This window comes from Zhongshania sp., from assembly GCF_029212375.1.
Lineage (GTDB): Bacteria > Pseudomonadota > Gammaproteobacteria > Pseudomonadales > Spongiibacteraceae > Spongiibacter.
This window is the reverse complement of record NZ_JARGNU010000005.1, coordinates 157,666-170,017: the sequence shown is the minus strand read 5'-3', so window position 1 is coordinate 170,017 and position 12,352 is coordinate 157,666. Positions and strand designations below refer to the sequence as shown.

General features: G+C 53.6%; 12 protein-coding genes. 4 read left to right on the top strand and 8 right to left on the bottom strand.

Annotated elements, in window-relative coordinates; translation table 11 throughout:
* Nucleotides 1–44: 44 nt before the first annotated feature.
* From pbpG to P1U47_RS07500, 5 genes are all read right to left on the bottom strand, one after another.
* Nucleotides 45–962: a D-alanyl-D-alanine endopeptidase gene (gene pbpG / locus P1U47_RS07520; RefSeq protein ID WP_301028072.1), complete on the bottom strand. Its 918-nt coding sequence runs from the start codon at nt 960–962 to the stop codon at nt 45–47.
* Nucleotides 963–1,081: 119 nt separating this feature from the next.
* The gene (locus P1U47_RS07515; RefSeq protein WP_301028071.1) at nt 1,082–1,510 is read right to left on the bottom strand and encodes a hypothetical protein; all 429 of its coding nucleotides are present in this window, start codon (nt 1,508–1,510) and stop codon (nt 1,082–1,084) included.
* A gap of 54 nt (nt 1,511–1,564) precedes the next feature.
* Complete coding sequence (locus P1U47_RS07510) at nt 1,565–2,014, bottom strand: GNAT family N-acetyltransferase (RefSeq protein WP_301028070.1); 450 nt, start codon at nt 2,012–2,014, stop codon at nt 1,565–1,567.
* The gene (locus P1U47_RS07505; RefSeq protein WP_301028069.1) at nt 2,011–2,859 is read right to left on the bottom strand and encodes a hypothetical protein; all 849 of its coding nucleotides are present in this window, start codon (nt 2,857–2,859) and stop codon (nt 2,011–2,013) included. Before P1U47_RS07505 ends, P1U47_RS07510 begins: the two co-directional genes overlap by 4 nt.
* A 1-nt stretch (nt 2,860) precedes the next feature.
* A complete protein-coding gene (locus P1U47_RS07500; protein WP_301028067.1) occupies nt 2,861–4,408 on the bottom strand; it encodes a 2-isopropylmalate synthase in 1,548 nt (515 codons plus the stop codon).
* A gap of 364 nt (nt 4,409–4,772) precedes the next feature.
* Here P1U47_RS07500 and P1U47_RS07495 point away from each other — a divergent pair, with 364 nt between their 5' ends.
* A complete protein-coding gene (locus tag P1U47_RS07495) occupies nt 4,773–6,221 on the top strand; it encodes a succinylglutamate desuccinylase/aspartoacylase family protein (protein WP_301028066.1) in 1,449 nt (482 codons plus the stop codon).
* 81 nt (nt 6,222–6,302) lie between these two features.
* Here the strand turns inward: P1U47_RS07495 and P1U47_RS07490 are convergent, their stop codons facing one another.
* Nucleotides 6,303–7,766, bottom strand: coding sequence for an amidase (locus P1U47_RS07490; RefSeq protein WP_301028065.1), 1,464 nt, complete (start codon nt 7,764–7,766; stop codon nt 6,303–6,305).
* Between the two features lie 183 nt (nt 7,767–7,949).
* On the opposite strand from P1U47_RS07490, the gene P1U47_RS07485 reads away from it, so the two are divergent.
* Together P1U47_RS07485 and P1U47_RS07480 are read left to right on the top strand one after the other, a co-directional pair.
* Nucleotides 7,950–8,201: a TIGR02647 family protein gene (locus tag P1U47_RS07485; RefSeq protein ID WP_301028064.1), complete on the top strand. Its 252-nt coding sequence runs from the start codon at nt 7,950–7,952 to the stop codon at nt 8,199–8,201.
* A gap of 16 nt (nt 8,202–8,217) precedes the next feature.
* The gene (locus P1U47_RS07480) at nt 8,218–9,216 is read left to right on the top strand and encodes a metal-dependent hydrolase (RefSeq protein ID WP_301028062.1); all 999 of its coding nucleotides are present in this window, start codon (nt 8,218–8,220) and stop codon (nt 9,214–9,216) included.
* A 28-nt stretch (nt 9,217–9,244) separates the two neighbouring features.
* Here P1U47_RS07480 and P1U47_RS07475 read toward each other — a convergent pair whose 3' ends face one another.
* Nucleotides 9,245–10,207 (bottom strand): hypothetical protein, encoded by a 963-nt coding sequence (locus P1U47_RS07475; RefSeq protein ID WP_301028061.1) that lies wholly within the window; start codon nt 10,205–10,207, stop codon nt 9,245–9,247.
* A 224-nt stretch (nt 10,208–10,431) separates the two neighbouring features.
* On the opposite strand from P1U47_RS07475, the gene P1U47_RS07470 reads away from it, so the two are divergent.
* Nucleotides 10,432–11,424: an LLM class flavin-dependent oxidoreductase gene (locus P1U47_RS07470; protein ID WP_301028060.1), complete on the top strand. Its 993-nt coding sequence runs from the start codon at nt 10,432–10,434 to the stop codon at nt 11,422–11,424.
* A 26-nt stretch (nt 11,425–11,450) separates the two neighbouring features.
* Here the strand turns inward: P1U47_RS07470 and P1U47_RS07465 are convergent, their stop codons facing one another.
* The gene (locus tag P1U47_RS07465) at nt 11,451–12,257 is read right to left on the bottom strand and encodes a glycosyltransferase family 25 protein (RefSeq protein ID WP_301028059.1); all 807 of its coding nucleotides are present in this window, start codon (nt 12,255–12,257) and stop codon (nt 11,451–11,453) included.
* Nucleotides 12,258–12,352 lie beyond the last annotated feature (95 nt).

The window sequence follows — 12,352 nt, the reverse complement described above, 5'->3', positions numbered from 1 at the left end:
CCAAAACCAACTTACTTAGCCGCAGCTAAGCAAAGAGTAAAACTTTAGCGAATACTGGCCGTAGCGCGGCTGGCAAGATGCGTAGCAATTTTGCGCTTTTGGTATTCTTTAGCGGCGCTGGCGACGGTGCCGCCATTGCCGGAGGCCAGCCAGCGTTTGATCCGACCGGCGTCACCCATCGGGCTGGTTTTGCCAAAGGAGTCGAGCATTACAATCAATAGGTCTTTGCCATCGACTTTCGCCTTCATCACTAAGCAGCGGCCAGCTTCGTCTAGGTAGCCGGTTTTACTCATGGCTACGTCCCAGCGCTGGTAGCGAACCAGCGGATTGGTGTTTACATAGTCGAGACGATAACGTGGGCGGCTAAAATTAGCGGTGTATATTGGGGTGGTTGAGTAATTGGTGATTTCTTTATATTTAGCGGCCGCGGCAACCAGCTTGGCTAAATCGGCAGCGGTTGAGACGTTTTCGTGCGACAGGCCACTGCTGTCTACATAACGGGTGTTTTTCATGCCCAAGGCGCGCGCCTTGGCATTCATTTTAGCAACGAAAGCAGGTAGGCCACCTGGAAAATTACGACCCAAGGCCGCCGCCGCCAAGTTTTCTGATGACATTAGGGCTAAACGCAGCACTTCGCCACGATCTAGCTCAGAGTCGACCCGAATACGCGAATGATAGTAATTGATGGCCTTGCGGTCGTCTTGGCTAAACCGAATCGTCTCATTCAAGGGCAGTTTGGCGTCTAGCACTACCATGGCGGTCATCACCTTGGTTAGCGAGGCGATGGGTTTCACCATATTGGCGTATTTCTGGTAGAGCACTTCTCCGCTGCTCGCATCCATTACCACAGCACTTACCGAGGCTAGCTGCAAATTGGCGGGATTATGTGCACCACTCTTGTCTGCCGCCATTGCTGGCGCGAGAAAAAGGGCTAAAAACAGGCTAATCATTATTTTTGTCATTACAATACCATTGGCCAAATAGGCTCTAACACAAAAACTAAGCTGAGATTATCACAGCCAAAACGGCCAAAATGCCGACTCTGTTCAATTTTCATTCAAAACTCGCCAGTCTCTACCGCTCAATCTTGCTCATCGTCTTTTAAACGCAGCGTATCTAAAATTTGATCTACTGCGGCGCGATCCATATCGCGGTCGTCTTCCGCGCAGGCATAGCTAATAAGTAACAAATGGTCACCAGCGTGTAAAAACCATTCCCGAATATAATCCCCTTCTTCGACAGTTTCAAATTCCCAGCCTTGGTAATCGTCGCCGATTTTACAGATTTTGCCTTCTTCGAGACGCATACCCACTTCTTTTATCAGCTCGCGCACGTCGTCGGCAGTCGTCGGTTTACCGTGTTTGGCCTGCAACGTGCTCAAGCTTATACAGCCAAGCTCGTCTTGGTCGAAGATGAGTATGCTGTCTTCATCCTGCTCGGTATGCCACTCTTCGGGCAGCCCGATAAACCACCAATCTGATTCAACTTCCTGCATTTCAAGATCTGACATTGGCTATAACCTGCGTAATTTGCATTGATATTAGTGCTTACTGACAGCTAAACGCTATCCACCTAGCGGTAAGTCTGCCGACATTAAAACCGCATGTTCATAACCATCGCCAAGGGGGTAATAGTTCTTGCGAATACCGTCTTCAGCAAACCCAAGGTCGCTGTATAAAGAGCGCGCTACTGTATTGGATAGTCGCACCTCAAGTAAACAGCGGGCGCCACCAAATTGCTGCATCCACTCCAGCCCCTCGGTTAATAAGCGCCGACCTGCACCTTGGCCACGGCTGTCGGCATCCACCACAATGTTTAACAAACTTACGTCGTCTAGCACCAAGCAGTAACAACTAATGGCCAGCAGCTCGGTGCCCTTCCACAAACCTAGGCAGTGGTCGTCGCGCAAACTGCGCAACCAATTTTCTCGCCCCCAGGGATGGGGGTCAGAACGGCTTTCTAGTAGCAGACATTGCTCTAGGTGTTTAATGCCAAGCATCGCGACGCGCATCATGAACTGAATAAAACCTTACGTAAATTCTGCCACAGCGGGGCTTTTAAGCTGCCATCGCTAAGCATTGCCGCTGGCTCAGCGGCGTAGAGTAATTGTACTGCTGCGGTTTGCAGGGTCGCCACGTCAATAAACGGCTGTAGGCTACTGCCAAACAATATTACGCAATGGGCTTGCTGGCGTTCAGCCTGTGCCATGATATTGGCTTGCAGTGCTTCTTTAGCCGCGTCGCGGCCCAATGACAAGCCAGGCGCTTTTAACACCGGCCATTTAAAGCGCGAGGTGGCGAACTCTGGCGCCTTAGCAAGCTTGTGATGGCGACTTACCGCCACCGCAATATTGGCCATTAAGCGTTTTTCGGCGGGGCTGGGTGGCCCTGCGGTGGTGTCTACAATCATTAATAAGCCGATTCCTGTGGCCACCAGCTCTACAGTAAATTCTGGATTAGCCGCTGCCGCTTGCGCCCCGTCGCCGACAATTTGCTCCGTTGCCGCGGCTGGATTCTGGCCTGCTTGGGCAGAACTCGCCAAGCCCAATTCCTGCATTGTTGAGGCTAGCCGCGAGCCTGCGCTGAGCGGTGCATTTGACGCGTCGCGGTTGTTGCGCTCCGCCGCCTCAGCCATCTGCTGGTATTCGGCGTCGCTGTCGAAGTGCCCTGTCTCAGTGGCGTGTTCCTCGCGATTAGACTCTTCGTTGTAATCGTTGGCAGGGGTGGTAGCGGGCACATCTGCAACCACAAGGTTTAAGTCACAGAGCGGAGACGGTGCAGCACCCTCTAATTCAAAGCGCGGCACATAGCTCGCTATCCCCATGGCGTGGAGATAATCTAAGCGCAGCGCTTCATTCACCTTATACGCCCTCGCGTTGTGGATGCGCCTTAATTAATCCGGCATCCAGTAAGTTAAGCGCGTCCAGATAGGCTTTTACCGAGGCCACAATAATATCGGTGTCGGCGCCATTGCCATTCACAATGCTGCCGTCTTTTTCCAATCTTACTTGCACTTCCCCCTGGGAGTCGGTGCCCTTGGTAATGGCGTTTACAGAGTAAAGGAGTAAATTGGCGCCGCTATTAACTAACTGTTCCACCGCTTTAAACGCGGCATCGACTGGGCCATCGCCTTCGGCTGCGGCTTGCTTGGCCTCGCCGTCAACCAAGAGCTGAATATCGGCACGAGGTTTGAAACCGCTGCGCGATACGGCTTCCAATGCCACATAGCTGTAGCGGTTATGGCGCTCGCTAGGCTGCACATCGCTCATTAATGCCTGCAAATCTTCGTCGAAGATTTCATGTTTTTTGTCTGCCAGCTCTTTAAAGCGGGTAAAGGCCAAATCTACCGCCGCCTGGTGGGCAAGGGTAATACCCAAATCTGCTAAGCGGGCTTTAAACGCCGCGCGGCCTGAGTGCTTGCCCAACACCAATTTATTGGCGTTCCAGCCAACGTCTTCGGCGCGCATAATTTCGTAGGTTTCGCGGTATTTCAGCACGCCGTCTTGATGAATACCCGACTCGTGCGCAAAGGCATTGGCACCCACAATGGCTTTGTTAGGTTGCACCGGAAAACCCGTAATAGACGAAACCAGCCGCGAGGTGGGCACTATTTGAGTGGCGTCAACACTGACTTCAACTGGGAAGATATCGCTGCGGGTGCGAATGGCCATTACCAACTCTTCGAGTGAGGCATTACCCGCCCGCTCGCCCAGACCATTGATTGTGCACTCTACTTGCCGTGCGCCGTGCATTACTGCCGACAAGGAGTTGGCCACCGCAAGGCCAAGGTCGTTATGGCAGTGCACTGAGAAGATGGCCTGATCGGCATTGGGCACGCCGTTCATGATGCGCGCTACCATGGCGCCGTATTCACCTGGCTCGCCGTAGCCGACGGTGTCGGGCAAATTAATGGTGCGGGCGCCGGCTTTGATTACTTGTTCAATAATCCGGCACATAAAGTCGTATTCAGACCGCGAGGCATCTTCGCAGGAGAACTCAACATCGCCAACGAGATTGCGGGCGTGTTTAACAGCCGCCACCGCGCGCTCCAGCACGTTGTCTGGGGCCATGCGCAGCTTGTATTCCATATGAATAGGCGAGGTGGCGATAAAGGTGTGAATACGGCCGGCGGCGGCAGGCTTAAGCGCCTCGGCGGCGCGATCTATATCTTCTGCGCCGGTTCTTGCCAAGCTACACACCGTGCTGTCTTTTACTGCTTCGGCCACAGCCCGCACCGATTCGAAGTCGCCAACGCTGGCAATCGCAAAGCCGGCTTCAATAACATCCACCCCCATTTTCTCCAGCATTTTGGCAATGCGGACTTTTTCGTCGCGGGTCATAGACGCGCCGGGGCTCTGCTCGCCATCGCGCAGGGTGGTATCAAAAATAATCAGGCGATCTTTAGCCATGACAAACTCCTAATTTATCGTTATGCGGGGCAACAAACCGAGGTGTTGCAAAACTCTGGCGGCAATTATAGTCGGACACGCCCCAGACTTCTTGGCTCTTTTATCGCCAAAGGCCCCGATTTTTAGGAAATATGCGTTTACCAGCCTCTGCAATTGGCAAAAATGCCAGCGCTACAGACTGAACTTCGCCAGCGTATACCGTCAAAGCCCCAGCAAGGTAAATAGAATTTGGGGCAATTACCAAGTTTTGGGCGTTTATGTTGGTGAATTTGTATACAATTTGGCCCAAATCAACTTATTGTCAAAATACGGCATCGCAGCCCACTGGCCGATGCGAATACTCAAGGGAGCAAGCCGCATTATCATGCGAAGCACTTTCGTTTTTAGCGTAGCACTCAGCCTGTTGTGCGTAATTAATCCAGCAATGGCCAATGAGCAAACGCCTGCGTCACTTGACGAGTCAACTAGCGTCGATGCCGATCCTACGTTCACGCCAAGCCGCCGCAGAAATGCAGCGCTCAATATCGACTTTGACAAAAATGGCAGCGCCGCGGGTAATACCGAGGTCGCCTTAACCCTGCTCGGGCAAGATGTGCTGCGCGGCAGTTTTGAGCGCCTGTACTGGACCGCCGGCCAAGCGGTGGCGGGCTTAGCCATGCCCACCCCCATTTTGGTTGCTGCCGGCACCAAACCTGGCCCAACACTTTGCCTAACCGCCGCCGTACACGGCGACGAGCTTAATGGCGTAGAAACCATTCGCCGCGTAATGTTCAGCTTAGAAAGCGACAAACTAAACGGTGTGGTGATTGGTGTACCCATTGTAAATATGCATGGCTTTCGCCGCACCTCGCGCTATTTGCCCGACCGCCGCGACTTAAACCGCTATTTTCCTGGCGACCCCAAAGGCAGCTCAGCAGGCCGCATTGCCTATAGCTTTTTTAACGAAGTAATCTCCCACTGCGACCGCCTAATCGACATTCACACTGGCTCGTTCCACCGCACCAACCTCACCCAGCTGCGCGGTAATTTGGGTAAGGAAAGCGTGCTGCAATTTAGCCGTATGTTCCACGATGTGACTGTGCTCGACGGTGGCGGCGCGCCCGGCACCCTGCGCCGCGCAGCGGTAGATGCCGGCATTCCCGCGGTTACCCTAGAGGCTGGCGAGCCTCTGCGCCTGCAATTAAAAGAAGTAAAGCAGAGTGTTAACGGCATTAAAGCGGTTATGCATCATCTCAATATGATTGACCAAAAACCCCAGCGCGCGCCCAAGCAAAATGTGTTTTATAAATCCACTTGGCTGCGCGCCGACCAGAGCGGCGTTTTTCTGACCGAAGCTAAGCTGGGGCAAACTGTTAAAAAGGGCGATATTCTTGGCTCGGTTACCGACCCCATCACCAACCGCAGCTCGGTAATACGCTCCAATGTTGCCGGCCAAATTATTGGCTTAGCCTTAAACCAAATGGTAATGCCCGGCTTTGCTGCTTACCACGTGGGTATTGCCGCCAATGTAAAAGAAGTGACCGCCGATAAAGTCGCCGACAGCGTGGTTGCCGAAGCGCTGGAGCCGGTGGCTGAAAACATGAAAGAAGTGGCCAGAGAAGCGGCGCAAAAAGCGGCTAAAACCAGCAATGACCCCGCCACAGTAGATGCCGCCGTGCGCAAGGCAATTAAAGACAACGCCAAAAACGCCTCGCAGCTAGTCGATGAGCCGCCTAAAGAAAATGTACCTGGCGACCACACCAACAACGGCAACAGCCCAGCGCCCGCGGTTTCCAACCGGCCCAATGACGAGCTAGAAGAGCACCCCGAATAAGCGCTTTCGCTCCTCCGACTAAGGCCAGTTAAACCCCCGCCCCGCATACCCTGCGGGGCTTTGCATTTTGGCCTCGCCAATTTAACAGGTGAATCCCAACTCCCGCTCTAACTGCGCCGCTAAATTGAACAGCGTTGCCTCGTCGGCCATGCGGCCAGTAAACTGCATACCAATCGGCAGACCATTCTTACTAAGGTATAAGGGCACCGACATAGCGGGTAAACCGGTAACATTGCCCATAATAGTAAATGCCATTTTCGCCAAAAGCGGCCCCGCCATTTGCTCCACCAATCCGCTTCGCAACAGCAATTTGCCAATATTGAAACGGTGGCTAGCCAGCATCAAAAACGCTTCAAACTGAGTATTAGGCAGCACGCCGTGGGGCTCGGCCGGCGTGGGCACCGTGGGGCAAAGCATCACGTCAAAATCGGCCAATAAGCGCCCCATCGCCAGCTGCACATCGTGCCAACCGCGCTTGGCCGTTACTAGGTCGGCGGCGCTAAAGGAGCGGCCCAGCATGGCCATATTTTTGGTTGCCGGTTCAAATTTAGCGACACCAGCGGCGCCATACAAACGCCGATAGCGCTCAACCATGCTCGCCACCTCGGCGCAGACCACCACAAAGAAATCTCGCCACAATTGGTCCGCATCAATCTGTGGATCAGTCTCTTCCACATGGTGGCCAAGCTTGCGCAATTGATGGACGGTAAGGTCTACTGCGGCGAGCACGTCGGCGTCGACCACGGTTTTTACCATTGGCCTCTTACTCACTGCAATGCGCAGCGGCTGGGCTTCGCGCTGGGTCGCCGCCAAAAAACGTTCTTTGGACGGGGCAATATTATATGGCGCGCCCAACTCAACGCCGCTGCTGCAATCCAACATTGCCGCGCTGTCGCGCACACTGCGGGTGAGTACATGCTCGGCAACCGCGCCCTGCCAATCTTCGCCATTATCGGGGCCCAGTGGATTGCGCCCCCGCGAAGGTTTTAAACCAAACACCCCACACCACGATGCGGGAAGGCGAATTGAACCACCGCCGTCACCACCATGGGCCATGGGCACAATGCCCGCCGCGACCGCCGCCGCGCTGCCGCCCGAGGAGCCTCCCGTGCTGTAACCGTGCTTATGGGGATTGTGGCTAGGGCCAAAAGATTTAGGCTCGGTAGTAATAATTAAGCCAAACTCTGGGGTGTTGGTTTTTGCAAAAATATTCACCCCGCTGGCTTTGTAGCGCCGCACCAGTTCGCTGTCGTAGTCCGGTGTAACACAAATACCGCGGCTGCCCATACGCAGCGGCTCGCCGGCAAAGCACGCGAGCAAGTCTTTTAAAACAAAGGGCACACCTTTAAACGGGCCATCTGGCAGCCCCTGTTCAATTTGGCGATAGGCGCGCTCGTCAAAGCGATGAATAAGGGCATTTATCTCGGGGTTGCGCTCGTTGGCGACTGCCAGTGCCGCGTCAAGCACATCTTTGGGACTTACGTCGCCCTTGCGAATTAGCTCGCCTAAACCGAGAGCATCGTATTCGCCGTATTCTTTAAACATTCGCAGCCACCCCTATTATTTTATTAAGAATAGTAACAGAGCTGTTACCTAAACCAAGGAATATCCCCACAAGCAAAAATGCCTTTGGCAGCACGGTGCAATACGCGCTACAGTAGCAAAACAAACGCCGACACACTGTTTGCAAGCAACACACCCATCTCATAACAATACAAGGTTGCAGATATGCCGTTATCGAAAGACATTCTTGACGAAATTCGCGTATTAACCCAATTCAACCCCGCCTCTGCACTTGAGGGCATTAAGGTCCACCACACCGCCGAGCCAGCAACTATCGCGGCCACCGAGCGACTGTTTGCAAAAGAACTCATTAGCCAAGCCGATGGCGGCTATCTCACCAGCAGTGGCCTAGAAGTTATTCGCCACCTCGACAGCCTGATGACGGTATTGAGCTGCAAAGACCAAGAGCCAGCCTAGCCACTCGCAAGGTAACATGGATCCACTCACCCAAGGCCTACTCGGTGCGACTGCCGTCGCCAATAGCCGAATAGGCAAAGCCCCTCGCGCCGCGGCACTCGGCCTTGGTTTTTTGGGCGGCATGGCCGCCGACTTGGATGTGCTGATTCGCTCGTCTAGCGACCCATTGCTGTTTTTAGAATTTCACCGCCAGTTCACGCACTCGCTCATTTTTATTCCCTTTGGCGGCTTGCTTTGCGGGCTGGTCTTGCACGCGCTGTTTGCCAAACGCAAAGGCGTTAGCCGCTGGCAGAGCATTTTATTTTGCACCCTAGGCTACGCCACCCACGCCCTGCTCGATGCCGGCACCACTTACGGCACCCAGCTGTACTGGCCGTTTAGCAATGAGAGAGTGGCGTGGAATGTTATTTCAATTATCGACCCGCTCTACACCCTACCCATTGCGCTGCTGGTCGCGCTTAGCCTGTCGCCGCAACGCCGCTGGCTGGCGCGGCTTGCCTTAGCGTGGGTGGTCGCCTATCCCGCGCTGGGTTGGTGGCAGAAAAGCCGAGCAGAAGATGCTGGCTATCAATTAGCGGCGAGCCGCACCCACCAAGTTATTAGCCTGAGTGCTAAACCCTCTTTTGCTAACGTGCTGCTGTGGAAAGTGATTTATCGCACCCCAGACTACTTTTATGTGGATGCCATTCGCGTGGGAATAAAGCCAACAGTGATCGCCGGCGCGGCAGTTGCGCCGCTCAATATCCAACGCGATTTACCGTGGCTGCAAGCTGGCTCCCAACAAGCGCTGGACCTTGAGCGCTTTCGCTGGTTTTCGCAAGACTACATTGCCCTGGCGAACGACAATCCGCTGCGGGTTATGGATTTGCGCTACTCGCTACTGCCCAATGAAATTGAGCCGCTGTGGGGCATTGAATTGTCGCCCGCCAACAGTGGACAGCACGTGCGCTATATAAGCCAGCGGGGCGACAGCCGCGCTAAATCCGCTGAATTATGGCGAATGTTATTCGAATAATTTAGCAGCTTGCGCTTAGCCTTATGTGCTAAAAATAATAGCCAAAGTTTAAACGTAAGCCCTTAACATCGCCGGCTTTTACCACACTAACGCCAAGTCGTAAAAAACTCAGCTGGCCCATATGGCGGCGAGTACTGCCAACACTAAAAGCGAGCTCATTCTGGCTGCGGGCATAGGTTTTAGTACCGGTAAAATAAGTATTCACAAAACTAAATTCAACACTGCGCAACTTGTTGAAAAAATCCAAAGGCAGCGAATACAACACCCCATTTCTAAACACCGTATTAGCAATATTGGGGTCAAACTCGCTGCCAGCCAAGTTCACTTTTACAGTTTTGTAATAGCCTACAAGATTACCGATATGAATCGAATCACCCCCAGCCCCCAACGGAATACGGTAGGCGCTAGACAGCGACGCCCCAGCTTGCTGCGCCTCTTGCTCTAAATCATTTGACTTTACATAGCCAACAGCCAAAGCCGGCGTAAGTGCCCATCGCGAGGTCACCGGCACCCGCAGCGCTAAGCCCGGCCGCACTGAGTAGGTTTTAGCACCATTTACCTCACCGACAGATAGCGGCGCGCTCACAATCCATTCACGCCCTAGATCCTGCTTGGGTGGAAAGGTATACGACAGGGGCACGGTGACATAGCTGGTTTTTATGCCGTTGGCTTCAAACCTGCCAATTGTGAAACTAAGGCCAAATAAATTGGAAATATCACCGAATTCTCTAAACGCTTCATCGTTGCGGTCCAAGGTATCGCCCATCATAGTGGCAAAGGCATCTTCCACAGCCTGAGTCTGCAATGACGCAGGGTTACCGGCCAACAAGCTAGACGCGCTGCTCCCCAATGCGTCGCCAATACCCGAAAGCAAGCCCGAATCATTCCCAAGATTAGATAATGGTGACGTAGAATCCGCGGCAAAGGTTTGCGATACCGCAATAGAGAAGAACCAGAGAAAAACAACTACCGCGCACTTTGCCACTCGCATTAGCCCCCAATACAGCGACTACGTGAGTATCCAAACCCACGCCGGTTCACCGCCACAAATTAAAATTCAAACACAACAACCGCTAAGACAATCTGTTATAGCCTAATACTGAGCAATTTGCGACCTTCCGCTTGGCAAAGCTATCGCGACAACTTAGCTGAACACGTTGAAATATCCCCAGCTCGCCCCAATCATATTTAAACGCCTAGACTCAGGAATAAGCCATGACTCAGCTCTCCGTGCTCGACCTATCGCCCATCACTGCCGACGGCTGTGCCGGTGATTCCCTGCGCAACACGCTAGACCTAGCCCAGCACGTCGAGCAGTGGGGCTACAACCGCTACTGGTTGGCCGAACATCACAATATGAGCGGTATCGCCAGCGCCGCCACCGCGGTGGTTATTGGCCATGTTGCAGCAGGAACCAAAACCATTCGGGTAGGTGCTGGCGGTGTTATGTTGCCCAATCATGCACCGCTGGTTATTGCCGAGCAATTTGGTACCTTGGAAGCACTGTTCCCCGGTCGTATTGACCTAGGACTAGGCCGCGCCCCTGGCAGTGACCAAGCCACTGCCTACGCCCTGCGCCGTAACCTCCATGCCGACGCTGACCAGTTTCCCCAAGATGTTGTAGAACTGATGAACTACTTTGGCGAACCCGAACCTGGCCAGCGTATTCACGCTTTTCCCGGCAGCGGCCTAAACGTACCGATTTGGATCTTGGGCTCGAGTTTATTCGGCGCTCAGCTCGCCGCCTCGCTGGGCCTGCCCTATGCCTTTGCCTCGCACTTTGCGCCAGGGCAAATGCTCGAAGCCATTGAACTCTACCGCCAACGCTTCCGGCCTTCCGCCCAATTAGACAAACCCTATGTGATGCTTGGTTACAATGTATTTGCCGCCGACAGTGACGCCCAAGGCGAGTATTTATCTAGCTCCATGCAGCATACCTTTGTTAATTTGCGCAAAGGCAATCCTGGCAAACTTCAGCCGCCGGTCGACAACTATCTGCAAACCTTAGCGCCTAGCGAGCAAATGATGCTGCAGCAGGTCATGTCGTGCAGCGCCATTGGCAGCCCCGCAACCGTGGCCAGAAAAATGCAGGAATTTATTGCCCTGACCCAAGCCGACGAGCTGATGATTACCTCGCAAATTTACTCCCACCCCGCTCGTCTGCGGTCTTACGAGATTCTTGCTGGGCTGCGCGAGCAATTAGCATAGCCCTGCGCTAAAACGGCCGATTAAAATCAGGGCTTAGAGCGCGCGAATTTAATACTTGGATCGGGCAGTTGATTGGGATAAAAATCGCGCAAATAACGCAGCCGGTAGCGGCGCATAATTAAGCCGCGTACCAGTTTAAAAACATGCCAGCGCAGCACCGTTGCCCGTGACGGTTTCATACTGCCCCAGGGTTTGGCAATCGACGACGGTCGCTGGCGCTCGGCGATAACATGGGGCTCAATGCCGTAGCAGCGGATGCCGGTTTCCCAATAGCAATCATAAAAGCCGTCAATCGGCTGGCTCATGCAATTGGCGTGGCGAATAAATTTTTCCATGCCGCTGCGATTAATAATATAGCCTTGGGTGCCACACCAACCGCGCAAGGGCCTAACCAACTGCCAGCACTCGGCAATGCTCGCCACCACTTTGCGACGGCGACGTTTTAGCCCCATCAAGCGCACCATCTCGGCCTCGGCGGGCAGCGCCAAAATGCCTTGCACCACCTCGACCAATCCGTCGCGAATCTCAACATCGTCTTCTAATAGCAGTAAATGTTGCGCGCCCTTGGTGTAGGCCTCGCGAATCGCTCGAGCGTGCGACAGAAAACACCCCACCTCGGCATTCGACAAAATCGCCCGCCGACGCAATAAAGAACTCGCTTGATCAACAGACTCACCAGCGCGTAACACCGGCATTGCAGAGCGGCCATCAACGGCCGCAAATAACTGGGGCTTAAAGCCCAAATTTCCCAATTTACGCAGCAAGTCACGAACGTCGGCGGTGTCGGGTTCCAGAGATATAACAAGAGTTGGCAATTGCGCCAATGCAGACATAACAAACCTTAAATGAAAAAACTGCGCCTGCGCCATCCAATACAGCGCATACCGAGCAATCCACCATTTAAATCAAGGCCTGTGACAATAAGGTG